The 26,202-nt window shown below is 61.4% G+C and carries 25 protein-coding genes and 1 tRNA gene; 14 read left to right on the top strand and 12 right to left on the bottom strand.

Annotated elements, in window-relative coordinates:
• Positions 1–3: 3 nt before the first annotated feature.
• Entirely contained in the window at positions 4–351 is a 348-nt protein-coding gene (locus tag R6254_RS17645) for a GFA family protein (protein WP_318408747.1), read from the bottom strand.
• Positions 352–597: 246 nt separating this feature from the next.
• On the opposite strand from R6254_RS17645, the gene R6254_RS17640 reads away from it, so the two are divergent.
• On the top strand, positions 598–1,482 hold the full coding sequence (locus tag R6254_RS17640; protein WP_318408745.1) for a DNA ligase: 885 nt from the start codon (positions 598–600) through the stop codon (positions 1,480–1,482).
• 24 nt (positions 1,483–1,506) lie between these two features.
• Here R6254_RS17640 and R6254_RS17635 read toward each other — a convergent pair whose 3' ends face one another.
• On the bottom strand, positions 1,507–3,783 hold the full coding sequence (locus R6254_RS17635) for an arginine/lysine/ornithine decarboxylase (protein ID WP_318408744.1): 2,277 nt from the start codon (positions 3,781–3,783) through the stop codon (positions 1,507–1,509).
• 245 nt (positions 3,784–4,028) lie between these two features.
• On the opposite strand from R6254_RS17635, the gene R6254_RS17630 reads away from it, so the two are divergent.
• The 4 genes from R6254_RS17630 (at position 4,029) to R6254_RS17615 (ending at position 5,983) form a co-directional block, all read left to right on the top strand.
• Positions 4,029–4,457, top strand: coding sequence for an NfeD family protein (locus tag R6254_RS17630; protein WP_318408742.1), 429 nt, complete (start codon positions 4,029–4,031; stop codon positions 4,455–4,457).
• Positions 4,458–4,520: 63 nt separating this feature from the next.
• Entirely contained in the window at positions 4,521–5,438 is a 918-nt protein-coding gene (locus tag R6254_RS17625) for an SPFH domain-containing protein (RefSeq protein ID WP_318408740.1), read from the top strand.
• A 22-nt stretch (positions 5,439–5,460) separates the two neighbouring features.
• Positions 5,461–5,835, top strand: coding sequence for a DUF2237 family protein (locus R6254_RS17620; protein ID WP_318408738.1), 375 nt, complete (start codon positions 5,461–5,463; stop codon positions 5,833–5,835).
• Positions 5,836–5,893: 58 nt separating this feature from the next.
• Positions 5,894–5,983: transfer RNA gene (locus R6254_RS17615), tRNA-Ser, on the top strand.
• Positions 5,984–6,120: 137 nt separating this feature from the next.
• On the opposite strand, the gene R6254_RS17610 is transcribed toward R6254_RS17615, so the two are convergent.
• From R6254_RS17610 to R6254_RS17595, 4 genes are all read right to left on the bottom strand, one after another.
• Positions 6,121–7,317, bottom strand: a complete 1,197-nt coding sequence (locus R6254_RS17610) for a branched-chain amino acid ABC transporter substrate-binding protein (protein ID WP_318408736.1) — start codon at positions 7,315–7,317, stop codon at positions 6,121–6,123.
• A gap of 182 nt (positions 7,318–7,499) precedes the next feature.
• Positions 7,500–7,841, bottom strand: a complete 342-nt coding sequence (locus R6254_RS17605) for a hypothetical protein (RefSeq protein ID WP_318408734.1) — start codon at positions 7,839–7,841, stop codon at positions 7,500–7,502.
• Positions 7,838–8,272, bottom strand: coding sequence for a DNA polymerase III subunit chi (locus R6254_RS17600; RefSeq protein WP_318408732.1), 435 nt, complete (start codon positions 8,270–8,272; stop codon positions 7,838–7,840). The genes R6254_RS17605 and R6254_RS17600 overlap by 4 nt, the downstream gene beginning before the upstream one ends.
• The gene (locus tag R6254_RS17595) at positions 8,269–9,762 is read right to left on the bottom strand and encodes a leucyl aminopeptidase (RefSeq protein WP_318408731.1); all 1,494 of its coding nucleotides are present in this window, start codon (positions 9,760–9,762) and stop codon (positions 8,269–8,271) included. Before R6254_RS17595 ends, R6254_RS17600 begins: the two co-directional genes overlap by 4 nt.
• Positions 9,763–9,825: 63 nt before the next feature.
• Here R6254_RS17595 and lptF point away from each other — a divergent pair, with 63 nt between their 5' ends.
• The 6 genes from lptF (at position 9,826) to R6254_RS17565 (ending at position 15,393) form a co-directional block, all read left to right on the top strand.
• On the top strand, positions 9,826–10,956 hold the full coding sequence (gene lptF, locus R6254_RS17590; protein WP_318408729.1) for an LPS export ABC transporter permease LptF: 1,131 nt from the start codon (positions 9,826–9,828) through the stop codon (positions 10,954–10,956).
• On the top strand, positions 10,953–12,107 hold the full coding sequence (gene lptG, locus R6254_RS17585; RefSeq protein ID WP_318408728.1) for an LPS export ABC transporter permease LptG: 1,155 nt from the start codon (positions 10,953–10,955) through the stop codon (positions 12,105–12,107). Before lptF ends, lptG begins: the two co-directional genes overlap by 4 nt.
• Before the next feature lie 14 nt (positions 12,108–12,121).
• A complete protein-coding gene (locus R6254_RS17580; RefSeq protein ID WP_318408726.1) occupies positions 12,122–12,481 on the top strand; it encodes a sirohydrochlorin chelatase in 360 nt (119 codons plus the stop codon).
• A 92-nt stretch (positions 12,482–12,573) separates the two neighbouring features.
• Entirely contained in the window at positions 12,574–13,518 is a 945-nt protein-coding gene (locus R6254_RS17575) for a CysB family HTH-type transcriptional regulator (protein WP_318408724.1), read from the top strand.
• Between the two features lie 15 nt (positions 13,519–13,533).
• Entirely contained in the window at positions 13,534–14,709 is a 1,176-nt protein-coding gene (locus R6254_RS17570) for a pyridoxal phosphate-dependent aminotransferase (RefSeq protein ID WP_412103190.1), read from the top strand.
• 525 nt (positions 14,710–15,234) lie between these two features.
• On the top strand, positions 15,235–15,393 hold the full coding sequence (locus tag R6254_RS17565) for a DUF3309 family protein (protein WP_318408721.1): 159 nt from the start codon (positions 15,235–15,237) through the stop codon (positions 15,391–15,393).
• A 90-nt stretch (positions 15,394–15,483) separates the two neighbouring features.
• On the opposite strand, the gene hrpA is transcribed toward R6254_RS17565, so the two are convergent.
• A complete protein-coding gene (hrpA, locus tag R6254_RS17560) occupies positions 15,484–19,410 on the bottom strand; it encodes an ATP-dependent RNA helicase HrpA (RefSeq protein WP_318408719.1) in 3,927 nt (1,308 codons plus the stop codon).
• 74 nt (positions 19,411–19,484) lie between these two features.
• Positions 19,485–20,708 (bottom strand): GGDEF domain-containing protein, encoded by a 1,224-nt coding sequence (locus tag R6254_RS17555; RefSeq protein WP_318408717.1) that lies wholly within the window; start codon positions 20,706–20,708, stop codon positions 19,485–19,487.
• Between the two features lie 121 nt (positions 20,709–20,829).
• On the opposite strand from R6254_RS17555, the gene argA reads away from it, so the two are divergent.
• Complete coding sequence (gene argA / locus R6254_RS17550; RefSeq protein WP_318408715.1) at positions 20,830–22,182, top strand: amino-acid N-acetyltransferase; 1,353 nt, start codon at positions 20,830–20,832, stop codon at positions 22,180–22,182.
• A gap of 386 nt (positions 22,183–22,568) precedes the next feature.
• Positions 22,569–22,778: a hypothetical protein gene (locus R6254_RS17545; RefSeq protein WP_318408713.1), complete on the top strand. Its 210-nt coding sequence runs from the start codon at positions 22,569–22,571 to the stop codon at positions 22,776–22,778.
• Between the two features lie 298 nt (positions 22,779–23,076).
• On the opposite strand, the gene R6254_RS17540 is transcribed toward R6254_RS17545, so the two are convergent.
• The 4 genes from R6254_RS17540 to R6254_RS17525 form a co-directional block, all read right to left on the bottom strand.
• The gene (locus R6254_RS17540; protein WP_318408711.1) at positions 23,077–23,514 is read right to left on the bottom strand and encodes a YeeE/YedE family protein; all 438 of its coding nucleotides are present in this window, start codon (positions 23,512–23,514) and stop codon (positions 23,077–23,079) included.
• A gap of 10 nt (positions 23,515–23,524) precedes the next feature.
• Positions 23,525–23,953: a YeeE/YedE family protein gene (locus tag R6254_RS17535; protein WP_318408710.1), complete on the bottom strand. Its 429-nt coding sequence runs from the start codon at positions 23,951–23,953 to the stop codon at positions 23,525–23,527.
• The gene (locus R6254_RS17530) at positions 23,950–24,285 is read right to left on the bottom strand and encodes a metalloregulator ArsR/SmtB family transcription factor (RefSeq protein ID WP_318408709.1); all 336 of its coding nucleotides are present in this window, start codon (positions 24,283–24,285) and stop codon (positions 23,950–23,952) included. Before R6254_RS17530 ends, R6254_RS17535 begins: the two co-directional genes overlap by 4 nt.
• Positions 24,286–24,449: 164 nt before the next feature.
• Complete coding sequence (locus R6254_RS17525; protein ID WP_318408707.1) at positions 24,450–25,109, bottom strand: DsbA family oxidoreductase; 660 nt, start codon at positions 25,107–25,109, stop codon at positions 24,450–24,452.
• A 259-nt stretch (positions 25,110–25,368) separates the two neighbouring features.
• Here R6254_RS17525 and R6254_RS17520 point away from each other — a divergent pair, with 259 nt between their 5' ends.
• Positions 25,369–26,052 (top strand): phosphoribosyltransferase, encoded by a 684-nt coding sequence (locus tag R6254_RS17520; RefSeq protein ID WP_318408705.1) that lies wholly within the window; start codon positions 25,369–25,371, stop codon positions 26,050–26,052.
• Positions 26,053–26,202: the final 150 nt, after the last annotated feature.

The following is a 26,202-nucleotide window of genomic DNA, read 5'->3' as shown; positions in this document are numbered from 1 at the left end:
TGTTTACCTGGACCGGCCATCAATATGCTCCACGGTCAGGGACGACAGCTCAAGGCCTTCGAGGCAACGCACATTGATCGCTGCCATACGTTCGCCCGAAGGCCCCATCCCTTCGCCATAAGGATGGATGCCGCAGGTGGGGCAAAAGCGGTGTTTGATCACGTGTTTGTTGAATTCGTAAGTGCTGGCGTTTTCCTCGGGCGTCAGCAGGCGCAGCTTGTCGTGCGGCAAAAACCAGAGCAGCGAGCCCTTGCGCAGACACATGGAGCAATTGCAGGCAAACACCTTCGTGGGCTCCCCTTCGACCTCGAAGGCGACCTGCCCGCAGTGGCAACTTCCTTGGTACTTCATGGATCACTTCCTTTCATGCCAGCACTGGACGGCGTGGTGCCGTCACCTCTTTACAGGAAGACTGTACACAAGCAACAAGTCGGTCAACCAACCCGCTAGCAGAAGACCACGGCCACAGCGTCTGTTGACAGAAATAGTCCCCAAACCGCCCTGTGTAAAGGCATTACGAATGATCAAGACAATAGTAAATTAGCGCCCATGCCTACCGACACCAACGCCCCCCGTCGCGCCCGCCCAGGTTTTCGCATGCCGCATCTCCAAACGCTGCCGCTGCTGCTCGCCCTGGCCTGTCTGCTGACACCGGCCCTGCCCCTGTCAGCAGCCGAAACCAGCCCGCCGCTGATGCTAGCCAATGTCTACCGCCCCGGCATCACACTGAGTGATTATTGGGTCAGTGAAAAGCTTGACGGTGTGCGCGGCTACTGGGACGGCAAACAACTCCTGACCCGTGGCGGTGAACGGATTGTCGCGCCGGCCTGGTTTACCGCCGGCTGGCCCAAGGTGGCGATGGACGGCGAGCTTTGGGCCGGGCGCGGGCAATTTTCCAAAGCCGTGTCCACCGTGCGCCAGCAAACACCTAACGAGGCGGCCTGGCATGCGATGCGTTTCATGGTGTTTGATCTGCCGGCGCAGGGCGGTACGTTTTCCGAACGGATTCCGGTGCTGAACGGTGTGGTCAGCCAGATCGATCAGCCCTGGGTGCAGGCGGTGGTGCAAAGCAAGGTCGCCAGCCCGGCCGCGCTGCAGGCCTTGCTGGTCAAAACCGTGAAGCTGGGGGGCGAAGGCCTGATGCTGCACCGTGGCGCCTCCTTCTACCAGGCGCGGCGCAATGACGACTTGCTCAAGGTGAAGACCCATGAAGATGCCGAAGCCCGGGTCATTGCCGCGATTGGCGGTCAGGGCCAATACGCCGGCATGCTGGGGGCGTTGTTGGTGGAAATCCCCGGCGCGGACGGCCAGCCGGCCCAACGCTTCAAACTGGGCACCGGTTTCAGCGATGCCCAGCGAAAAAATCCGCCGGCCGTGGGCAGCTGGGTGACTTACCGCTTTCGCGGCCTCAACAACAGCGGTGTTCCGCGTTTTGCCAGTTTCATGCGGGTGCGCGAGGACATGCCACCGGCACGTCCCTAGCCTGGACCGGCCCGGGCCTGCGCCCTACTCCTTGACGCAGTCGGCGTAGTAGTGCTTCTTGCCGTTAGCGTCTTCTTCCTCAACCAGACCGTGGATGTCGGTCTCGAAACCCGGGCACTGCGTGTTGAACTCGCGCGAGAACTTCAGGTAGTCGACGATCTTCTTGTTGAAGACCTCGCCCGGAATCAGCAATGGAATGCCCGGCGGGTAAGGCGTGACCAGACCGACCGTGATGCGGCCTTCCAGGTGGTCGATTTCCACGCGCTCGGTCTTGCGCAGGGCAATGTGGGCGTACGCATCGCTGGGTTTCATGGCCGGGGTCAGGTCGCTCAAATACATGTCGGTGGTCAGGCGCGCAATGTCGTACTTGGCATACAGCGTATGCAGGTGCTGGCACAGGTCGGCCAGGCCCATTTTTTCGTATTTGGGAAACTTCTGGCAGAACTCGGGCAGGATGCGCCACATCGGCTGATTCTTGTCGTAGTCGTCCTTGAACTGCTGCAGCGCAGTCAACATGCTGTTCCAGCGGCCCTTGGTGATGCCGATGGTGAACATGATGAAGAAGCTGTACAGGCCGGTCTTCTCGACCACCACGCCGTGTTCGGCCAGGAACTTGGTGACGATGCTGGCCGGAATGCCGGTTTTGGCAAACTTGCCGTTCAGGTCCATGCCGGGGGTGACCACCGTGGATTTGATCGGGTCCAGCATGTTGAAGCCGGTCGCCATTTTGCCGAAGCCGTGCCAGTTGACACCGGCCTTGGCGTTTTTGGCCTCGCCCTTGATGATCCAGTCTTCCGAGCGGCCAATGCCCTCCTCGACCAGCTTGTCCGGTCCCCAGACCTTGAACCACCAGTCGTGGCCATATTCCTCGGCCACCTTGCGCATGGCGCGGCGGAAGTCCAGCGCTTCCAGAATACTTTCCTCCACCAGTGCCGTGCCGCCGGGCGGCTCCATCATCGCGGCCGCCACGTCGCAGCTCGCAATGATGCTGTACTGCGGCGAGGTCGAGGTGTGCATCAAGTAGGCCTCGTTGAAAAGGTGGCGGTCCAGCTTGACGGTTTGCGAGTCCTGCACCAACACGTGGCTGGCCTGGCTGATGCCCGCCAGCAGCTTGTGGATGGACTGCGTGGCGTAGACCATGGCCTGCTTGGGGCGCACGCGTTTTTTACCCATGGCGTGGTAGCTGCCATAAAACGGGTGGAAAGCGGCGTGGGGCAACCAGGCTTCGTCGAAATGCAGGTTTTCCACATAACCGTCCAGCATGCCCTTGATGGTTTCGGTGTTGTACAGCACGCCGTCATAGGTGGACTGGGTGATGGTCAACACACGCGGCTTGACCTTCTTGGCATCCACACCCTTGAGCAGCGGGTTCGCCTTGATCTTGGCCTGGATAGAGGCCACTTCGAACTCTTCCTTCGGGATAGGGCCAATGATGCCGAAATGATTACGTGTCGGCTTCAAAAACACCGGGATTGCCCCGGTCATGATGATGGCGTGCAGGATGGACTTGTGGCAATTGCGGTCCACCACCACCACATCGCCGGGCGCCACCGTGTGGTGCCAGACCATTTTGTTGGAGGTCGAGGTACCGTTGGTGACAAAAAAGCAGTGATCAGCATTAAAAATGCGGGCGGCATTGCGCTCGGAGGCGCCCACCGGGCCGTCATGGTCCAGCAACTGGCCTAACTCTTCGACCGCATTACACACGTCGGCACGCAACATGTTTTCACCGAAAAACTGGTGAAACATCTGGCCGACCGGACTTTTCAGGAAGGCCACGCCCCCCGAGTGGCCCGGGCAATGCCAGGAGTAGGAACCGTCCTCGGCATAGTCCAGCAAGGCCTTGAAAAACGGCGGCTGCACGCCTTCGAGGTAACTTTTGGCTTCCCGGATGATGTGGCGCGCCACAAATTCGGGTGTGTCCTCGAACATGTGGATGAAACCATGCAACTCGCGCAGGATGTCATTGGGGATGTGGCGCGAGGTTTTGGTCTCGCCATAGACATAAATCGGCACGTCCAGGTTCTTGCGCCGCACTTCTTCAATGAAATGGCGCAGGTCCAGCACAACCGGGTCCACGTCCGGTCCGGGCGAGAACTCCTCATCGTCGATCGACAGGATAAAAGCACTGGCGCGGCTTTGCTGCTGCGCAAATTGCGACAGGTCGCCGTAACTGGTGACACCCAGCACCTCGAAGCCCTCCGACTCGATGGCCTGCGCCAGCGCACGAATGCCCAGGCCGGAAGTGTTTTCGGAACGGAAATCTTCGTCAATGATGACGATGGGAAAGCGGAATTTCATCGGGAGGCCCTTGCCTGGAAATGCAAAAAAATCAAATCAGGGCCGAAGTGTAGAGATATTTGATGAAGTCCGAGCCTGCTAGGCCTTTCAGAGCCCCGGTTAAGCTTGTCAAATCGCCCTTCTGGCCCAAAATGTAGTTTTTACGAAACGCAAGGAAACAACATGTACGCCCACGTTCACATTCGCTCACGGCCTCCTGAAGAGGCGCATGCCGGCCTTGAGGCCCTTGGGCGGGGGGCATGAACATGGCCGATTCAACCATTTGGTGGCTGCTGGCGGGTGTCGCCGTGGCGGTGGAACTGGTCACCGGCACGTTTTACCTGTTGATGCTGGCCATAGGCATGGTGGCCGCCGCACTGGCCGCCCACCTGGGCGCCCCGGTCATCGTCCAGATTGTGGTGGCCGCACTGGTCGGCGGCGGCGCTGTCGTGGCCTGGCACTGGAAACGCAGCAAAAGCCCGAAACCCGCCCAAGCCAACGCCAACAGTGACGTACAAATGGACATCGGCCAAACCGTGCACGTCCAGCAGTGGAATGACGATGCCACGGCCAGCGTCAAATACCGCGGCGCCCAGTGGACGGTGCAGCTCGCCGACCCGGATGCCGCTCCCCAGCCCGGTTTATTCAAGGTCAAGGAATTGAACGGCAACCGGCTGGTGGTCGCCAAACTGTGAGACATTGCAGCCTGTCATGTAAGGCTGGTTTCAGCCTCTTTTTTTGATTCAACGGAGAACTTAATGGAAATTGCACTCGTCATCCTGGTGATTGCCGTCATTTTTATTGCACGCAGCATCAAGGTTGTGCCTCAACAAAATGCCTGGGTCATCGAGCGCCTGGGCAAATACCACGGCAGCCTGACGCCGGGGCTCAATTTCCTGGTCCCCTTCATTGACCGCGTGGCCTACAAACACTCGCTCAAGGAAATTCCGCTGGACGTGCCCAGCCAGGTCTGTATCACCCGCGACAACACGCAGTTGCAGGTCGATGGCATTCTGTATTTCCAGGTCACCGACCCGATGCGCGCCAGCTACGGCTCGTCCAACTACATCGTGGCCGTCACCCAGCTGGCCCAGACCTCGCTGCGCAGCGTGATCGGCAAGCTTGAGCTCGACAAGACCTTTGAGGAGCGCAACATCATCAACGCCCAGGTGGTCGCGGCCATCGACGAGGCCGCGCTGAACTGGGGTGTGAAAGTCCTGCGTTATGAAATCAAGGACTTGACGCCGCCCAAGGAAATTTTGCATGCCATGCAGTCGCAAATCACCGCCGAACGCGAAAAACGCGCGCTGATTGCCGCCTCCGAAGGCCGTCGCCAGGAACAGATCAACATCGCCACTGGCGAACGCGAAGCCTTCATCGCCCGCTCCGAAGGTGAAAAACTCGCGGCCATCAACAATGCGCAAGGTGAAGCCTCGGCCATCACGGCCGTGGCCGAAGCCAATGCCCGGGCGATCGAAGTTGTCGCGGCCGCCATCCGCCAACCCGGCGGCGAAATGGCCGTGCAACTCAAGGTCGCGGAAAAAGCTGTCGAGGCCTACTCACGTGTTGCCGCGGATGCCACCACCACCCTGATCGTGCCCAGCAACATGACCGAGGTCTCGGCCTTGATCACTTCGGCCATGAAAATGGTGCAATCCACTGGAAAAGCAGCCTGATCCGGCGGCCAGGGACACAGCGATGAGCGCCAAAAACGTATTGGGCACCGAGCTGGTCCCCTGCTCCTACGATCCGCTGACCGGTTATTTCCGCGATGGCTGCTGCAACACCGACGAGACCGACCTCGGCTCCCACCTGGTCTGCGTGCGCGTGACCCGCGAGTTTCTGGCGTTTTCAGCGGCACGCGGCAACGATCTCAGCACGCCCCGGCCGGAACACCGATTTGCCGGGCTGCAGCCGGGCGACCGTTGGTGTTTGTGCGCGATCCGCTGGCGCGAGGCGCTGGAAGCCGGTGCGGCGCCACCGGTGATCCTGGAGTCCACCCACCTGCGTACGCTCGAGTTCGTGACCCAGGCGCAGTTAGAAAAACACCGGTTTCCGAACGCACTTCATTAAAAAACCAGCCCCTCGCGGTGCAACAGCCTTTCCGCACTGCTACAATCAGAGGCTTCGCGGAAGGGTGGATGAGCGGTTTAAGTCACACGCCTGGAAAGCGTGCGTGGGGTTATACCCACCGCGGGTTCGAATCCCGCCTCTTCCGCCAATAGTCAAGCAGCCGTGAGTTTCCAACACGGTCGCAAAAACTCCTGAAAGCCCAGCCAGTCTGGGCTTTTTTGTGCCCGCATGAAACCCATAAAAAAAGCCACCTCGCGGTGGCTTTTTGACTGAGGTTGCGGAAATTTATTCCAGCGGTGTTTTCTTGCCGCCCACGTAGTTGTACAGGGTGATGGCCGGGTTTTTCAACTCGCCGTTGGGCAGGAATTCGATGGTGGTGGTCACGCCCTTCATGCTGGTCTTGATCAACTCGGGGGTGTAGACCTTGGGATCGATGGAGTTGGCGCGTTTCATGGCGTCAACCAGCACGAAGGTCGCGTCATAGGTGTACGGGCTGTAGACCTGGAACTGGTTCGGGTATTTCTCGTCGTAGCGCTTTTTCCACTCCACACCGCCAGGCATTTTGGCCAACGAAGCGCCACCTTCGGCGCAGATCACGTTTTCCAGCGTCTTGGCGCCGCCGGCGAGTTTGGCGATCTCTGAGGTGCAGATACCGTCACCGCCGAAATATTTCACCTTGCTCATGCCCAGTTGCTCCATCTGGCGCAACATGGGGCCGGCTTGCGGGTCCATGCCGCCGTAGAACACCGCATCAGGATTCTTGGCCTTGATCGCGGTCAGAATGGCCATGAAATCGGTGGCCTTGTCGGTGGTGAACTGTTCGTCCACCACGGTCATGCCTTTTTCCTTGGCTGTTTTCTTGAAGATGTCGGCCACACCCTGGCCGTAGGCCGAACGGTCGTCAATGATGGCGACCTTCTTCAGCTTGAGCTTGTCGGCGGCGTAAAACGCCAGGCCGGCGCCCAGGGCCAGGTCATTGGCAATGATGCGGTAAGTGGTTTTGTAGCCGGGTTTGGTCAGGTCCGGGTTGGTCGCGGCACCGGTGACGTGGGGAATGCCGCAGTCGTTGTAGACCTTGGAAGCGGGAATGGTGGTACCGGAGTTCAGGTGGCCAACCACACCGGCGACTTTGGAGTCGCACAATTTTTGAGCGGCGGCCGTGCCCTGTTTGGGGTCGGCGGCGTCGTCTTCGGCGACGATTTCAAAAGTGGCTTTTTTGCCACCAATCTGGATGTTCTGCTTGTTCAGGTCTTCAATGGCCATGCGCACGCCATTTTCATTGTCTTTGCCGTAATGGGCCTGGGCACCTGAAATCGGGGCCACGTGGCCGATTCGGACGGTAACCGTGTCACCGGAGGGGGCTGCTGGCGCCGCAGCGACGGGGGCAGCAGGTGCAGTAGCGGCTGGTGCGGCTTCCTCTTTTTTACCGCAAGCAACAACCAGGGTGGCGGCCAGAGCGACCGCAGTCCATTTCATTTGCATAAACACACTCCATGTAGGAAATTACCGTTAAAGGTTGAGAACATTCTTATGCTCAACGGCCCCCAACATATCGCAATTTCCGCGCCTGCACCATAGCAAGCTTCCCTAGCGCGAGGTGGCGCCACGGAGCTGTCATACAAAAGTTTACGCCTTGCCGGCGCGGGCCATCAGGCAGCGCTGGCTCAGCGTTTGTCCTGCCACTGGCTGGCCAGTTCCTGCTCAAAGGCGTGGCTCACCGACTGCCGCACCACGATTTCGATCTCGTCGCGCAGGCTGGGCGCCAAGGCCTGGGTGTGCTCCAGCACCAGGCGGCCTACCGTTTCCCGCAGCAAGCGGTCCAGTGTCAAATCAACACGCTGCATGACCCGGTGCACCATCTGCGCCTGAAGGTGCGGCAGGTCAGGCGCAGCAGGCTGGGCCGGCGGGTCTGTCGCCTCAGCGGCAGACGCCACCGCAGGCATAACCGGCTGAACGATTTCCGTCAGCGTGGGCACAAAACGCGGCGGCTGGGTGGCGCGATTCATGACGCCCCTGCAATCGCCAGGTCGTGCCGCTTCATGGCATAACCGCGGTCCGTGTAATGCTTCCAGCGACTGCGCGCCGCCACACGGTCCTCATCGCCCAGTGCGACCAATTCGATAAAACGCTCGAAACGCTCAAACCCGGCGGGAACCTCGTGCCCCAGGTTGACCAGGACGTCATGGTGCGGGCAGTCGTCGAGCGTGCGGGCCAGCAACACCGGCGTGAGGGCCACCGTGGCCGGAGAAGCCGTCAACTGGCAATGCGGCACAAACTCCAGCGGGGAAAAAGTCCACAACAACTGATCCAGGCGGTTCAGCGTCTCCGGCTCGCCCGTTACCACGACACGGGCCCCGCTGCCCCAGGCCTTGCGCAGCAGGCGGCAGCTGTAGGCCAGCTTGTCCGGTACGTTGAAATGGAAAGCGACTTCTGTCATGCGCGGGGCGTGCTCCGCTTTTTAGCCGGTCGTTTGGCGGCGGCAGGCTGAACCTGGCCCAGCAGGAAATCCACCAACAGAGGCACGGGACGTCCGGTAGAGCCCTTGGCTGCGCCGCTTTTCCAGGCCGTGCCGGCGATATCGAGGTGCGCCCAAGGAAACTTGCCGGCGAAGCGCTGGAGGAATTTGGCCGCCGTGATGGCGCCACCGGCACGACCGGCAACGTTGGCCACATCGGCAAAATGGGTCTTCAGGCCATCGGCGTAGTCCTCATCCAGCGGCATGCGCCAGCACAGGTCCAGCGAGCTGTCGCCGGCCGCGCTCAGCGAGGCGGCCAGCGTATCGTCGCTGGAAAACAGGCCGCTGCGCACACCACCGAGCGCAATCACGCAGGCACCGGTCAAGGTGGCAATGTCCACCACGGCACGCGGCTTGAAACGTTCGGCATACGTCAGCGCGTCACACAACACCAGCCGGCCTTCGGCATCGGTATTGAGGATTTCAATGGTTTGCCCGCTCATGCTGGTGACCACGTCACCGGGCTTGATGGCCCGGCCGTCGGGCATGTTCTCGCAGGCCGGGATCAAACCCACCACATTAAGCGCAGGCTGCAGCTCGGCCAGCACCCGGAAGGTGCCGAGCACGCTGGCCGCGCCGCCCATGTCGTATTTCATCTCGTCCATTTCGGCGGCAGGCTTCATGGAGATGCCGCCGGTATCAAAGGTGATGCCTTTGCCCACCAACACCACGGGCGCTTCGGTCTTGAGGCCGCCGTCGTAACGCAGCACGATAAACCGCAGCGGCTCTTCCGACCCCTGGGCCACGGCCATAAAAGAACCCATGCCGAGTTTGGCCACTTCTTTGGGGCCCAGAACCTCAACCTTGATGTTGGGCAGCTTGCCCAGCTCTTTCGCGGCCTGGGCCAGCATCGTCGGCGTGGCGTGGTTGGATGGCCGGTTGGCCCACTCCTTGGCCAAGGCCAGGCCTTTGGACAAACCCAAACCTTTGTCAAACCCCGCCCGGCTGGCCGCCAGCGTGGACACGCCGATCAGCACCCGTTGCAGTTTTTGCTCAGCCGGTTTTGATTTGGTGGTGCTGTAGACATACGTCGCGTCGGCGCAAGCCAGCACAGCGGCGCGCACCGTGTCGTGGCCGGCTTGGGGCAAGGCGACCAGGCTCAGCAAGACACGCCGGGCATTGGTGGTTTTCAAAGCCGACATCGCGGCCGTCACGCCAGTCCGGACACTTTTTGCGCTGCCGTCACCAACGCCGGCCAGCAACACGCGGGGGGCGCTAAAACCCTCGGGGCGGTAAGCGCTGAGCAGCTTGCCGGGCTTGCTCTCAAAATCTCCTGCCTTGGTGGCCAAGGCGGCCAGCCTGGACGCAGCGTCGGTGCCGGAAACCGTGTCGCCGGCGATCAGAACAATCAGGGCGTCACATTTTTCACTGCAAATGCGGGCGGGGGTCAGGGTCTTGAGTTCAAAGTCCATAATCAGTGGTTGGGCGCGGCAAGCGCAGTATCTCGTGTTGTTGTTAAGGCTAAGTTTCAGCTAATGTTATTCCAATCTTCAATCCGCAAAGAATTGGCGCGCAGTTTTGGGGCGACCCTTGTGGTTTTGATGACCATTGTGATCACCATCATCCTGATCCGGACCCTGGGACAGGCCTCGCGCGGCAGTGTTAATCCGCAGGATGTGATGATGGTCATGGGTTATTCGGCGCTCGGACGCCTGCCCATCATCCTCACACTTTCGCTGTTTGTTGCCATGGTCAGCACCCTGTCGCGCATGTACCGCGACAGTGAAATGGTCGTCTGGTTTGTCAGCGGCCGTGGTCTGGCTTTTTTCCTGGTGCCGCTGTTTCGTTTTGCCTGGCCGGTCTTGCTGGTGATCACGCTGATGTCGATTTTTGTCTGGCCCTGGTCCAACCAGCAGGCCCAGGACATGAAGGACCGCTACGAACAGCGCGGCGATCTCGAACGGGTTTCGCCCGGCCAGTTCCAGGAATCATCCAGCGGCAACCGCGTCTTTTTCATTGACCGTGGCGTGTCCACCGAGGGCAAAGCCAGCAACAATGTGTTTATCGCCTCGACGGAAAAAGGCAAAAACTCGGTCACCACGGCCAGATCCGGCCGCATCAGCACCGTGGGTGACGCCCAGATGTTGTTGCTGGAAGACGGCCAGCGGCTGGAAAGCGAGATCGGCAAATCCGCCCTGAAAATCACCGAATTCCAGGAATACGGCAGCAAGGCCGGCGACAGCGCGCAAATCAACGGCGAACACATCCCTGAAAAATCCAAATCCACCCGGGAGTTGCTGCGCGACCCCAACCGCAACAACCAGGGCGAACTTGCCTGGCGCCTGGGCATGGCGCTGGCGGCGATCAACTTTGTGGTGATTGCGCTGGCCCTGGCCAGTGTCAACCCGCGCGCGGGACGCAGCGGCAACCTGATTTTTGTGCTGTTTACCTTTGTGGTTTATCACAACCTGCTGAACCTGGGCCAAAGCTGGATCACGGTAGGTGTCGCCAACTTCGGCACCTTTATCCTGGCCCTGCACGGCGGCACCCTGCTGCTGGCGCTGGGCTGGCTGTCCAAACGCCACCTGAACTGGAGCCTCAAAGGGGCGGCCAGCCGGCAGCGCAAGCGTCAGTCTGAGCGGCAAACCGCCAAGGTGGGCGCATGAAAACCATACGCCGACTGATTTATGGCGAGGTCTTGTCCTCCATCGCTTTTGTGGCCGCCGGTTTTCTGGCGCTGTTTTTCTTTTTCGACTTCGTCGATGAACTGCAATACCTGGGCAAAAATGCCGCCGGCGCGCTGAGTGCCGACGAGAACACCTACCAGATCCGCCACGCGCTGCTGTATGTTGCGCTCTTGATTCCCAGCCATCTGTACGAGCTGGTGCCCATTTCCGTGCTGATAGGCACGATTTTCGTGATGGCGCGGCTGGCGCAGAGTTCGGAATACACCATTTTGCGCACCAGCGGCCTGGAGCCCTGGCGGGCCTTGCGCCTGCTGCTGACACTGGGCGCGCTGTTCACGATTGTGTGTTTTGCCATCGGCGACTACCTGGCACCGGCCGCCGATCGCAGCGCCCAACTGCTCAAGGCCCGATACCAGGGCCGCATCACCATCGGCCAGACCGGCGCCTGGCTCAAGGAAAAACAGGCTTACAACAGCTATGTGGTCAACGTCGGCGCCTTGTCGTCCAACAACGAAATGCACAACGTGCGGGTGTTCGAGTTCGACAACAAAGGTTTGCTGACCTCCATCACCCAGGCGCCGGTCGCCGCCTTTGCGGCCGATGCCTCCTGGCAGCTGAAAAATGGCAGCCGCACCGAATTCACCGTGAAGGCCGGACAGGCCACCCCCACCGCATCAGGCCGGGATTCCGCCAAAATCAGCATCAACAAGATAGACAACTTCCGCTGGCCGACCGAGATCAGCGCGGAAATGGTGTCGGTCGCCGTGCTCAAGCCGGAACGTATGAGCACGCTTGACCTGTTCACCTACATCCGCCACTTGAATGCCAACGGCCAGACCGCCCAGCGTTACGAGATCGAGTTCTGGAAAAAAGTCTTTTACCCGCTCAGTTGCCTGGTGATGGTGGTGCTGGCCCTGCCTTTTGCCTACCTGCATTTCCGCAGCGGCGGCATCGCCGGTTACGTGTTTGGCGGCGTGATGATTGGTATCAGCTTCTTTTTGCTCAACAACGTTTTTGGCTACATCGGCAACCTGCAAAACTGGCAACCCTGGCTGGCGGCGGCGGCGCCCGGCTTGTTGTACACCGCCATTTCGCTGGGCGCCTTTGGCTGGCTGGTGTTGCGACGCTGACGATGGCCATAACGATGAAGCGGGCCATTGTTTTGCTCGCCCACGGCTCGCGCGACCCCTTGTGGCGCCTGCCCATAGCAGCCGTGGCCGACGCGATACGCGCGCGTGACCCCGAGGCCCTAGTCTGCTGCGCCTACCTGGAGTTGTGCCCGCCGGACCTGCCCCAGGCCGCTACGGATTTAATAGCTGCTGGCGCCCACCAAATAAGGGTCTTCCCGCTATTTCTGGGTGTAGGAAAACACGCACGCGAAGATTTGCCACGCCTGATCGATCAAGTCCGGGCCCAACACCCTGGCGTGCCTATCGAGCTCTTGCCGACGGCTGGCGAACACCCACACCTGACGGCGCTGATGGCCGAGATCGCCCTGTCCTGAGCGTGTCAGTCTGCGGCCTATTTTTCAGCATTGGTGGCAACTCTTTAGCTTCAAACGGGCATAATAAAGCAAATATTTAGCCAAATAAACGTATGAATCTCCACCAATTTCGCTTTGTCCAGGAAGCCGTCCGGCGCAACCTGAATCTCACCGAAACCGCGCGCGCGCTACACACCTCGCAGCCCGGCGTGTCCAAAGCCATCATTGAGCTGGAGGAAGAATTGGGCGTGGAGATTTTTGCGCGCCACGGTAAACGCCTGAAACGGGTGACCGAGCCGGGCGAACATGTGCTCAAAAGCATAGAGCTGATCATGCGTGAGGTCGGCAATCTGCGGCGTATCGGCGAGCAGTTTTCCGCGCAGGACAGCGGCACCCTGTCGATCGCCACCACCCACACCCAGGCGCGTTATGTGTTGCCGGTGCCGGTGGCCAAGCTGCGCGAAGCCTTTCCCAAGGTCAACGTCAGTCTGCACCAGGGTTCGCCCGACCAGGTGGCACGTATGCTGATCGACGAAGTGGCCGAAATCGGCATCGCCACCGAATCGCTGTCGCGTTATGAAGAACTGGTCACGCTGCCCTGCTACGAGTGGCAACACATGCTGGTGATGCCGCTGGATCACCCGCTGGCCAGGCAGGAACACATCACACTGGAAGACCTGGCCGAGCAGCCATTGATCACCTACCACCCCTCGTTCACCGGCCGCACCAAGGTGGATCTGGCCTTTGCCGCCAAACGCCTGCAACCGCGGATTGCGCTGGAAGCGATTGACTCCGATGTGATCAAGACCTATGTGCGCCTGGGCTTGGGCATAGGCATCGTGGCCGAAATGGCACTCAAGGACGACGGCACCAACAACGATCTGCTGGCGCGGCCGGCCGGCGCCTTGTTCGGCGTGAACGTGGCGCGTGTGGCCTTCAAACGCAGCGCCTACCTGCGCAATTTTGTCTACAAGTTTGCCGAACTGCTGAACGACAAACTGGACCGCAACCAGATCACCAAGGCCATGAGCAGCCGCCACAACGATTTCGAACTCTAAACACCCATGAGCACCATGATGACTGTTAGCGAATACACCCCTGCCCTGCAAACCAAGCTGCCCGCCGTGGGCACGACGATTTTCACCGTGATGTCGACCCTGGCCACGGAAAAAAATGCGGTCAACCTGGGCCAGGGTTTCCCGGACTTTGAATGTGACCCGCAACTGGTAGGCACTGTCACCGACGCCATGACGCGCGGCCTGAACCAGTACCCGCCCATGACCGGCGTGCCGGTGCTGCGTGAAGCCATCTCGGCCAAACTGCAGCAGTTGCATGGCCGGACTTATGACGCGGGCAGTGAAATCACCATCACGGCCGGCGCCACGCAAGCCATCATCACCGCCATCCTGGCCGTGGTCCATCCCGGTGATGAAGTCATCGTGCTTGATCCCTGCTACGACAGTTATGTGCCCAACATCGAACTGGCCGGCGGTGTCGCCGTGCGTGTGCCGCTGATTCCCGGCACTTTCCGGCCCGACTTCGACAAGATCAGCAGCGCCATCAGCACAAAAACCCGCGCCATCATCATCAACTCGCCGCACAACCCCAGCGCCACCGTCTGGACGCGCGAAGACATGTTGCGCCTGCAGGAAATCCTGGCGCCCACCGACGTCTTGCTGATCAGCGACGAGGTCTATGAACACATGGTGTTCGACGCCGCACAAGGCCGCGTACACCAAAGCGCCGCACGTTTCCCCGGTCTGGCGGCACGCGCCTTCATCGTCAGCAGCTTTGGCAAGACTTACCACGTGACGGGTTGGAAAGTCGGTTATGTGGCGGCACCGGCGTCATTGACGGCCGAGTTCCGCAAGGTGCACCAGTTCAACGTCTTCACCGTCAACACGCCGGTGCAATACGGGCTGGCCGCCTACATGAGTGACGCCCGCCCCTACCTCGACCTGCCCGCGTTTTACCAGCGCAAACGCGACCTGTTCCGCGCCGGCCTGGCCAACACCCGCTTCAAGTTGCTGCCCAGCGAAGGCAGTTATTTTCAGTGTGTGGACATCTCGGACGTCAGCGACCTGAACGAAGCCGACTTCTGCAAATGGCTGACCACCGAAATCGGCGTCGCCGCCATTCCGCTGTCGGCGTTTTACGGCAACGGCTTTGACCAGCGCGTGGTGCGTTTCTGTTTTGCGAAGAAGGATGAGACGCTGAACATGGCGCTGGCGCGGCTGGCCAAGCTGTAGTTGCTACGACATTGATAGCTTCTTGCGCTCATGGGATATGGGCTAGCGGCTTATTTCATTCATAAAATTGGGTTTACAGCCCTACCGGCATCACGCTGCGCTTGTGGCTTGCCGCAGACAGTAGGCCTGACTCCCCACTCCCTCCCCTAACCCCTCCCTCGCCCCGCTGGGCGATGGAGGGGGACTTCATTTGGCTAGGTGTGCTGCCACCGCGTGCATGAATGGCAGTCCCTCGCCTTCCCGGATTTGTGCCCGCACCCACACCCTTTTGTCTGCGACTAGGCGCGCAGAGAAAAGCGGATCAGGGCTCGCGGTTGTCTGAGGCGAAGCCGAGTTCGAGCGAGACCCGGCTTGCTCGAGGTACAAGCAACATGAACGCTGGCAAAAGCCTCACCGAACGAAGACCACCAAGCCCTTTCCTTTCGCAACCTGCAGAAACTCCCTGACAAGCCGGCAGCGCCCCGTCCTGCCAACGTCAGCCGAGCCGCAGGCAAGAATGATTGAAAGACAAACAAGGAGTTCTCCATGTCGATTTCAATGATTCTGCTCATCGTGCTGATCCTGATCCTGGTCGGCGCACTGCCCACCTGGGGTCATAGCCGTTCCTGGGGTTACGGGCCCAGTGGTGGTGTGGGACTGATCGTCATCATCCTCGTCGTGCTGCTGCTGATGGGTCGCATATAAACAGGAAAGCGCCGGGCAACAAAAAAAGGACTCGGCCGCCAGGCGTGAGTCCTTTTTTCTTGGCGCCTGGCGAGAAGCGGCGCCCCCCACTCAACTGTTGATCTGCGCCCAGGCTTTTTCCAGCCGCTTGATACTCACCGGCTGCGGCGTGCGCAATTCCTGCGCAAAAAAGCTCACGCGCAACTCTTCGATCAGCCAGCGCAGCTCCTGCAGCCGCGCATCGGTCGCGCCCTTGCGCTCGGCCACCAGTCGCCAGTAACGCTGCTCTTGCGGCCGCAACTCGGCCAGACGGGCGGCGTCGCGGGCCGGGTCGGCGCGCCACTTTTCCAGGCGCAAAGTAATGGCCTTGAGGTAACGCGGAAAGTGCTGCAACTGCGGGTAAGGCGTGGTGGTCAGGAAACGTTTGGGCACCAGGCGCTGCAGCTGCTGCGCGGCGTCCGCAGCCGCCTCGGTGGCGTTTTTCGTGTCCTTGATCTTGCGCTGCGCCGCCGCAAACTCGACCAGGATGCCGGCCGCCAGACGCGCCACTTCACTGGCGATCAGCGTCAAGCGCCCGCGCCCGTCATCCCCGCGTTTTTTGAAGTCGGCTTCATTGGTCGGCAGCGGTTCCAGCAGGAAAGCACGGTCCAGCGCCACTTCGATGATCTGCTCGCGCAACTCTTCGAGTGTGCCGCCGCCCGAGTTGTCGGCGGCGCGGCCGACCAGCATGTAGGCCGTGGCCATTTTCTGCAGGTCGGGCAAATTCTTTTCAAGGTACTTCAGCGCGTCCTTGATCTGCAGCGAAAACAAACGGCGCAAGCCGGCGCGGTGTTTGGTCGCAGCCACCTCGGGCTCGTCGAAGACCTCGATGGTCACCGCGTCGCCCAGGTCCATCAGCGCCGGGAAACCGATCAGCGTCTGTTTGCCCTTGCTGATTTCCATCAGCTCGGGCAGCTCGCCAAAACTCCAAGTGGTGTAACGCTCAGGTATTCTGGCCGGTACGGCCTTGGACTGGTTCGCTATGTTTTCAGGAGCTGCTTGCGCCCGTCCTTTCTGGGCTGGAGGCCGATTTGACTCTGAACTTTGGCTATTCTCGATACTTTCAGGCGCTATACGTGTTTTCAGTCCGGCCAGCGCCTGGAAAGCACCACGGGCTTGTGATCCCAACTCGCCCTTGAGCGCACCCAGGTTGCGGCCCGCACCCAGCTGCCGGCCATGTTCGTCGACCACGCGGAAGTTCATGAACAGATGCGGCGGCAACATCTCCAGCTTCATGTCGCCGCGTTTGATGTCCAGCGAGGTGGCGTCGCGCACCAGCTTGAGCACGGCATCCGTCAAAGAGCCGGCGCCAAATTTCTCGGGCTGCAGCAACTCCGCCGTCATACGCGCGGCCGTCTCCGGCAGCGGCACCAGGCGTGAGCGCGGCCGCTGGTGCAGGGTTTTGATCAGCGCCTGAACCTTGTCCTTGAGCATGCCGGGCACCAGCCATTCACAACGTTCTTCATTCACCTGGTTCAGCGCAAACAGCGGCACGTCCACGGTCACGCCGTCCTTGGCGTCGCCCGGTTCGTGCAGATAAGTCGCCAGGCAATCCACGCCGCCCAGCCTCAAGGTTTTGGGAAAAGCCTGCGTGGTGATGCCGGCGGCCTCGTGGCGCATCAACTCTTCACGGCTCAAGAGCAGCAGCTTGGGCTGCTTTTTGACCTCGTCCTTGTACCAGTGCTCACAACCGGCGCCGGTGCAAATGTCGGCCGGCAGTTGCTGGTCGTAAAAAGCGTAAATCAGCTCTTCATCCACCAACACGTCCTGGCGCCGCGCCTTGTGCTCCAGGTCCTGCACCTGCTCAATGAGTTTCAGGTTGGCCGGCAGGAAGGGCAGCTTGGTGTCCCAGTTGCCGGCCACCAGCGCTTCGCGGATAAAAATCTCGCGCGCCGTCATCGGATCGACGCGGCCAAAGTTGACGCGGCGGCCGTTGTAAATCACCAGGCCGTACAAGGTGGCGCGCTCCAGCGCAGTGACCTGGGCTGCTTTTTTCTCCCAGTGCGGGTCCAGCAACTGTTTCTTCAACAGGTGGCCGGCCACCTGCTCGACCCACTGCGGCTCGATGTTGGCAATGCCGCGGCCGAACAGGCGTGTGGTTTCCACCAGCTCGGCGGCAACAATCCAGCGCCCCGGTTTTTTGCTGAGTTTGGCGCCCGGGTGCCGGTAAAACTTGATGCCGCGCGCGCCCAGGTACCAGTCCTCTTCCTCGTTTTTGATACCGAGGTTGCCGAGCAAGCCGCACAACATGGACAAATGCAGTTGTTCATAACTCGCCGGCCTGTCGTTCAGGAGCCAGCCCTGCTCGCCCACCACGCTGTGCAGTTGCGAGTGGATGTCGCGCCATTCCCGCACGCGGCGGATGTTGACGTAGTTTTCGCGCAGCAGGTTTTCGTACTGGCGGTTGGTCAGCTTGTGCACGGCATCGTGGCCGCCACGCGCATCACCCAGCCACTTCCAGAGCTTGAGGTAGCCGCTGAACTCGCTTTTTTCATCGTCAAACTTGGCATGCGCCTGGTCGGCCTGCGCCTGTTTGTCCATGGGCCGGTCGCGCACGTCCTGCACGCTGAGCGCACTGGCAATCACCAACACCTCGTCCAGCGCCTGCCTGTCCTTGGCCTCCAGAATCATGCGGCCGACACGCGGGTCCAGCGGCAACTTGGCCAGGGAGCGGCCGACCGCCGTGAGTTCGTTGTCCTCGTCCACCGCACCCAGCTCGGCCAGCAACTGGTAACCGTCGGCGATCGCGCGGCCCTGGGGCGGCTCGATAAACGCAAAACTCTCGATGGTGCCCAGGTGCAGCGACTTCATGCGCAAAATCACCGCCGCCAGCGAGCTGCGCAAAATTTCGGGATCGGTAAAACGCTGCCGGCCCAGGAAGTCCTGCTCGTCGTACAAGCGTATGCAAATACCGTCGGCCACGCGGCCGCAACGCCCGGCGCGCTGGTTGGCAGCCGCCTGCGAGATGGGCTCGACCATCAACTGCTCGACCTTGTTGCGAAAGCTGTAACGCTTGACACGCGCCGTGCCGGCGTCGATCACATAACGAATGCCCGGCACCGTCAACGAGGTCTCGGCCACGTTGGTCGCCAGCACGATGCGCCGGCCGGTGTGGCCGTCAAAAATGCGGTCCTGCTCGGCCTGGGAGAGGCGCGCAAACAGCGGCAACACCTCGGCATTGCGAAACAGCGGCTGATGCGCCAGGTGTTTGCGCAAATGATCCGCCGCCTCGCGGATCTCGCGCTCGCCCGGCAAAAACACTAGAATGTCGCCGGCGCTGTGCGGGTTGCGCCAGAGCTCGTCGACGCCGTCGGCAATCGCGTCGTTCAGGTCGTAGTCGCGGGCCTCTTCAAACGGCCGGTAGCGCTGTTCGACGGGAAACATGCGACCTGACACCATGATGACCGGCGCCGGCCCTTTACTGGAGGCAAAGTAGTCGGCAAACCGCTGCGCATCGATGGTCGCCGAGGTGATGACCACCTTCAGGTCAGGCCGGCGCGGTAGCAACTGGCGCAAATAACCCAGCAAAAAGTCGATGTTCAGGCTGCGTTCGTGCGCCTCGTCGATGATGATGGTGTCGTAGGCCCGGAGCAGCGGGTCGGTCTGCGTCTCGGCCAGCAAAATGCCGTCGGTCATCAGCTTGACCGAGGCGTCGCGGCTGAGTCTGTCCTGGAAACGCACCTTGTAACCCACCACCTCACCCAGCGGTGTTTTCAATTCCTCGGCGATACGTTTGGCGACGCTGGAGGCGGCAATACGACGCGGCTGGGTGTGGCCAATCAGTTTGGCCGGCTGGCCCGCCGGGTAGTTGAGCTTGCCGCGCCCCATGGCCAGGGCGATTTTGGGCAGTTGTGTGGTTTTGCCCGAGCCGGTTTCGCCACAAACGATGACGACCTGGTGCGCCAGCATGGCGGCCGTGATTTCCTCACGTTTGCCCGAAACGGGCAAGGACTCAGGGAATTCGATGCGCAAGGAGGTGGACAAAGGGGGCGACGACACGGATGGGGGTTTCAAAACCTTCCATTATCGGGGCTGCGCAGCGGCTCTGGCGCTTCAGCCGCAAAAGCCGTGGCTCAGGGGGCAGGCGACGCCGGCAATTCGACGGCCTCGCTGCTGGCGGGGTCAAACCAGGCCACCCGGCTGGCATAACTCATGGCGGTGCGCGACATGGCGCGGGCCGTGGCCAGCGCGTCCGAGGCTTTGGCGCTCGGGCCGGACGCCAGCAACACCCCAATGCCGATGTCGGCCTGCCAGCGGGTTTGCGCGCTTTCGCGGCGGCCCGTGTCCAGGCTGGTGTTCAAAACCACCGACTTCGACAGGCGCGCGACCAGCCGGTGCGCCAGGCGGGTCAGCTGGCCACTGTCCTTGCAATGCCGCATCAGCAGCAAAAAGCCGTCGCTGGAAAAACGCCCCATCTCGACATGGACGGGCGCCGTGCGGCGCAAGCGGCCGGCACACACAAACAAGGCATGGTTGACCGCCGCCACACCATGCAATTTTTCCAGCGCGTACAAATTGCCCAGGGTCAGGACCACCACGCCCATCACGGACGGTTCGTCCTGCTGGCGCCTGAAGGCGTCGCCCATCATCTGTCCGGTTTCCGTGTGTGAACGCATGCGGGTCACCGGGTCGTGACCGGGGCCGTGCGCCATGATTTGATTCAACTCGATCAGGTAGGAATAACGCACCCACAAGGCCGACGCCATGCTGACCAGGTAAGCCGTTCCGGCCAGCGCGCTGACCGCATGCACCGGCCAGGGCACGGGCGCGTCGGCCAGCCCAATCCAGCCCAGGCCGGCGATGGCCACCAGCATGAAAAACACCCCCGCGACCGCCGTCCAGGCCAAGCGGTCACCCCGGTAGACACTGCGCAGCGCCACGCCCAAGCCCACCCCGGCCAGTACGCAGGCCAGGCCCAGACTCAGCGCCAGCGCCGGCACCGGGGGTAACAGCCAGCCCAGTGCCATGCCGCCCAGGGCCAGCAAGGCCAACGCCAACATGCTGCGCCGCCGGGTCTGGCGCCGCCCCAGCACCCCCAGAATGGAAAAAAGCAAATAGGCCAGAAGAGCCGACACGCCCAGCGTCAGATGCGCGAGAAAACGCGCCAGCGTGGCCTGGTCGGAAATCGGCAGCCCGCCGAGGAAGGCGAACACAAAAAAACTGGATGCCCCGGCCGACAAGGCTGCGTTGAGCGAAATGCGATGTAACGAGCGGGCAAACGCCAGCGCCGAGCCCGCCAGCATCAAGGCCGCCGTGCCGAAATAACATCCCCAAAAGCCGTAGGCCAATTTGTCCATGTGTGGACGCATTATCCGGTGGAAAACCGAACAAAACCGCAAGGCCCGCTTACGCGGCGCTGTCCTTTACACTCTCTGCCACTGCCCTCCACCCCCTTGCTGCAACCCGAAAGCGCGCCCCATGTCTGCCGTCTTCAATTTCACCTTTGTTCCCTGGTTTCGCTCGGTCGCGCCGTATATCCACCTGCACCGCGGAAAAACCTTTGTGGTCGGTATTGCCGGCGAAGCCATTGCGGCCGGCAAGCTGCAACACCTGGCGCAAGACCTGGCGCTGATCCAGAGCATGGGCGTGAAAATTGTGCTGGTGCACGGCTTCAGGCCGCAGGTCAACGAACAACTGGCGGCCAAGGGCCACGAAGCCAAATATTCCCACGGCATGCGTATCACCGATTCGGTCGCGCTGGACTGCGCGCAGGAAGCCGCCGGCCAGTTGCGTTACGAGATCGAAGCCGCGTTCAGCCAGGGCTTGCCCAACACCCCGATGGCCGGCTCCACCGTGCGTGTCATCTCCGGCAACTTCATCACCGCGCGGCCGGTAGGCATTGTGGACGGCGTGGATTTCAAACATTCGGGCATGGTGCGCAAGGTCGACACCGCCGGCATCTTGCGCACGCTGGACTTCGGCGCCATGGTGCTGCTGTCGCCTTTTGGTTTTTCGCCGACCGGCGAAGCCTTCAACCTGACCATGGAAGAAGTCGCCACCCGCGTGGCGATTGAGCTGCAGGCCGACAAGCTGATCTTCTTGACCGAAATCCCTGGCGTGCGTCTCAACCCCGACCAGCCCGAGAGCGAAGACAACCCCATCGATACCGAGCTGCCGCTGGCCGCCGCCGAAAAACTGCTGGCGCAATTGCCCAACGCCACCCAGCCGACCGACACCGCGTTTTACCTGCAGCACTGCGTCCAGGCCTGCAAGTCCGGCGTCGAGCGCAGCCACATCCTGCCGTTTGCGGTGGACGGCTCCTTGCTGCTGGAGATTTACGTGCACGACGGCATAGGCACCATGGTCATCGACGAAAAGCTGGAAAGCCTGCGCGAAGCCACGGCCGACGACGTGGGCGGCATTTTGCAACTGATCGAACCGTTTGAAAAAGACGGCACCCTGGTCAAACGCGACCGCACCGAGATCGAACGCGACGCCAGCCTCTACACCGTGATTGAACACGACGGCGTCATTTTCGGCTGCGCCGCGCTTTACCCCTATCCCGAAGCCAAAACGGCCGAAATGGCGGCGCTGACGGTGTCGCCGCAAAGCCAGAGCGTGGGCGACGGTGAACGCATCCTCAAACGCATCGAGCAGCGCGCCAAAGCCATGGGCCTGCAAAGCATTTTTGTGCTGACCACACGCACCATGCATTGGTTCATCAAGCGCGGTTTTGTGCCGGTCGACCCGGAATGGCTGCCGGATGCCCGCAAGCGTAAATACAACGTGAACCGCAAGAGCCAGGTACTGGTGAAAAACCTGTACCCCTGAGCGCGGCGCAGGCCGGGTGCCAGATCTCATCCCGGACCGCCACGCCGGGCGTTGTCTTTCATCGGGTTGGTCCTGCTCATCAGGGAAAGTGGCCGCGTCAATTCAGACGGGGTGGCGACGTCAGGCACGCGAACTGAGCTGCGCAGCCCCTGCCCGCGCCGACCTCAATTTTTTTCGAAACCTGCCGATAAACAGACAGGGTGACGTTCGACGCAGACGCCAGGCGTTCTGCCAAAAACGTGACCCGGTTGAGTTTGCGCATTGACGCCTTGACTTGAAAGGCCGGCATTTCCCGTTTCAGATCCGTCGAACTGCAAATCAACAGGCGCCGTCCGGCCAGGCGGCATTCGTGTGTCCCCAAAGACCTTCATACGAGCACCATTGACATGCTGAACAACGCAGAACTGCGCAACGCCGCACAGGCCATCGCCAGAAATATCGCGGGCGTCGGACCCGATTCCCGGATCGATGGCATGCGGCGCCGGGTTTTTAATGCCCACGATCTCATCGTCACCGTGGTCAATGCGCAAGGCCGGCGCCAAGATGTTGCCGTGACCAAACGCGCGCTGGATCGCTACATCGCCACGCCGAAATAACGGGCGCCTGATCGAAACGCCTCTTTGGCAAGATCGCAGCAGCTCCCTGGCAAGTCAGTCCGTGCGTGTGCGCAAGGCGTCCAGCTGGCTGGCCAGCGAAGCCGTTGAGAGTTCGCCAAGGTGGGTGTCGACCAAGCGTCCCTCGGCATCGTAGAAAAGCGGGGTCGGCAGCGCCTTCGAGCCAACGTCGCGCCCAAGCGTCGGGCCGGCGTCAAGCAGCCTATGGGCAAGGCTTCACTGAACGCCAGGCGAGCGGAAAAATCCATGGGCACGGCCGACACAAAAAACCACACGGCCACTAAGCCGCTTTCCTGGCAGGGGATGGGGACAAGCGGTCCAGAATTTCGAAAATCGCCATGCCCGCCAGCATGGCCGCTACAAAGATCAGCGGCTGGCTGCCGCCGGTGGCAAGCGACGTCAAGGCCGGCCCCGGGCAATACCCGGCCAGCCCCCAGCCGACACCAAAGGCCAGTCCGCCCAGCACCAGGCGCCTGTCGATATGACGCGCGCTTGGCAGCCGCATCGGCTCGCCCAGCACCGCCGCCGGACGCGCCCGGGCAAAACGAAAAGCCAACACACCGACCAAAATCGCGCCGCCCATGACAAAGGCCAGCGACGGGTCCCAGTTGCCCGCCAGGTCAAGAAAACCGGTCACTTTGGAGGGATCGCTCATTCCCGAAACAATCAGGCCAAGGCCAAAGACCAGGCCCGCCAACAAGGACATCAACAGTTGCATGTTTGTCTCCCTAGCCCATCCAATGGCGAACAACAAAAACGGTCACAAACCCGGCCGCCATGAACGATGCCGTGGCGACCAGGGAGCGGAATGAAAAGCGCGACAGGCCACACACACCATGGCCACTGGTGCAGCCCGACCCGTAACGGGTGCCGACGCCCACCAAAAGGCCCGCCACCACCAGCGTCGCCGTATCGGCCTCAACCCGCACGGACGGCAGCGGCGCGATAAGTTGATACACCAGAGGCGCAAGCAGCAAGCCGCCTATGAAGGCCACACGCCATCCGATGTCGCCAGCCCGGGGGCGCAACAGCCCGCCAAGAATGCCGCTGATGCCGGCGATCCGTCCATTCAGGAGCAAAAACATGGCGGCGGCGACGCCAATCAGCAAGCCCCCCGCCAGGGAGGACCAGGGTGTGAAATGGGCCCAATCAATCATCGTTTGTCTCCTGAGGTGGGTTCGCAGAACTGCTGGTAAAGCACTTGCATCACCGCCAAGGCCTCCGGGCTCGCCATGCTGTAGAAAATTTGCTTGCCTTCACGTCGCGTCGTCACCAGGCCCTCCTGGCGCAACACGCCAAGCTGCTGCGACAAGGTGGGCTGCAAGATGCCCAGCAAGCCCTCCAGCTCGCTCACACAATGCTCACCCTGGGCAAGCTGGCAGAGCAAGAGCAGCCGGTCGGGATTGGCCAGCGCCCTCAACAGCCCGCTGGCTTGAGTGGCGGCGCGCTGCATCGCCTGCAGATCCAGTGTTTCGGTGGTGCCCTTCATGAACTGACTCCAGACAACATTCAGCAAAATTACAATATATAAAATTGTATTTTATCAGAAGGCCAGAGATCTGAGTGTTTGTCGCGCAGACACCCGATCCGCGCCCGCGCGCAGGCCGGGGATGAAACGCCGGGGCTAGCGGCGAATCAGCAGGACGCAGGGGCTCAGCCCGCTGCGGCGATCTGGCGCAGGGCCTGCTCGAACACTTCGACCGGCTGCCCGCCCGAGATCAGGTGTTTGTCGTTGATGATGATGGCCGGCACCGAGTGGATGCCTTGGCGCTGGTAGAACTGCTCGCGCTCACGCACCACATCGGCATATTCATCCGAGGCCAGGATGGCCTTGGCGCGGGCCACATTCAGCCCGACTTCGCCGGCCACGCGGGCCAGCACCTCGTGCGAGCCCGGGTTTTCGCCGTCGGTGAAATAGGCCTTGAACAAGGCCTCCTTGAGGGCCAGCTGGCGCCCCTCTTCCTCGGCCCAATGCAGCAAACGATGCGCATCAAAGGTGTTGTAGATACGGCCGCGTTTGTCCATGCTGAAGGTAAAACCCACGGCCTCGCCGCGCGCACGGATCATGTCGCGATTGCTTTGCGACTGTTCGGGGCTGGCGCCATATTTTTCGGCCAGGTGTTCCCCAATGTCCTGGCCTTCGGCCGGCATGTTCGGATTCAGCTCGAAGGGCTGGAAGTGCAGTTCGGCCTGGACCTGGTCGCCGACCCGGGCTATGGCGTCTTCCAGCGACTTCAGGCCAATCACGCACCAGGGACAGGAAACGTCGGAGACAAAGTCGATTTTCATGGTGGGGCGGGTGGTCGTGGTCATGGGTAACAAGCCTTGCAGGTGATGGGGCGCCCCGATGCGGGACGGCCTGGAAACAAAGATATGGAGCCCTCTCAGGGAATATTCAAGAAGCTGCCCAGTCGCTCCTATTTTAATAGCTACTTGCGCCCGCCCATGATGGGCTTAGGCCACTTTTCATGCCTCAACCTCGGCCTGAAAAGCTGTCCTACAAATAAATCGCTCCGGTCTGACAGACAACAGGTGCCGCAGGGTGAAGCATGGCAAATCAAGGCGATGCACCATGCCCAACACCCGTCCTCACCTCCCGTTTCGGGACCGACAACAGGCCGGCCAGGAACTGGCCCGCCTGTTGGGCCACTACCGCGGCCAGCCCGGCTTGCTGGTGCTGGCCTTGCCGCGCGGCGGCGTGGCTGTGGCCTGCGAGGTCGCGCGGGCGCTGCAGGCGCCGCTGGACATTTTTGTGGTGCGCAAACTCGGCTTTCCCGGCCAGGAGGAATATGCCATGGGCGCCATCGCCAGCGGCGGCGTGTGTGTGATGAACCCGCTGACCGAAGGCGCGGTCTCGCCGGAGGCCGTCCAGGCCGTGATCCGGCGCGAACAGGCCGAGCTGGCGCGGCGCGAGTTGTTTTACCGCCAGCAGCGCCCCGCAGAGCCCTTGCAGGACCGTACCCTCATCGTGGTGGATGACGGGCTGGCCACGGGCGCCACCCTGCAGGCGGCACTGCTGTCCATCCGCCAGCAGCAGCCACGGCATCTGGCCGCGGCCGTGCCGGTGGGTGCGGCGGACAGCTGCGCGGCCCTGCGCGGGCAGGCCGACGCGGTGATTTGCTGCGCCATGCCCGAGCCGTTTCGCGCCGTGGGCCGCTATTACCGGGAATTTCCGCAATGCAGCGACGAGGAGGTCTGCGCACTGCTGGCACAAGCCAGGCGGGACCATGCCCACGTTCGCCCTTCCCCCGCGTGAAGGCTTATGTGCTGTAACGCACAGACGCCCGGCCCGATAACTGTAAGCATCAACAGTCTTTTTTCGAAGACGTGGTTTCCGGCCTGGCCCGACCGCGGCTTCCCGCGACCGCCCTGGCCCTGAACGCGCCCACGATCGCCCCACCTTTCA

The sequence above is a fragment of the Polaromonas potterensis genome (assembly GCF_033446725.1).
Taxonomy (GTDB): Bacteria; Pseudomonadota; Gammaproteobacteria; order Burkholderiales; family Burkholderiaceae_C; genus Polaromonas.
The sequence above is the reverse complement of the archived record's forward strand: the minus strand, read 5'-3'. Positions and strand labels throughout refer to the sequence as shown.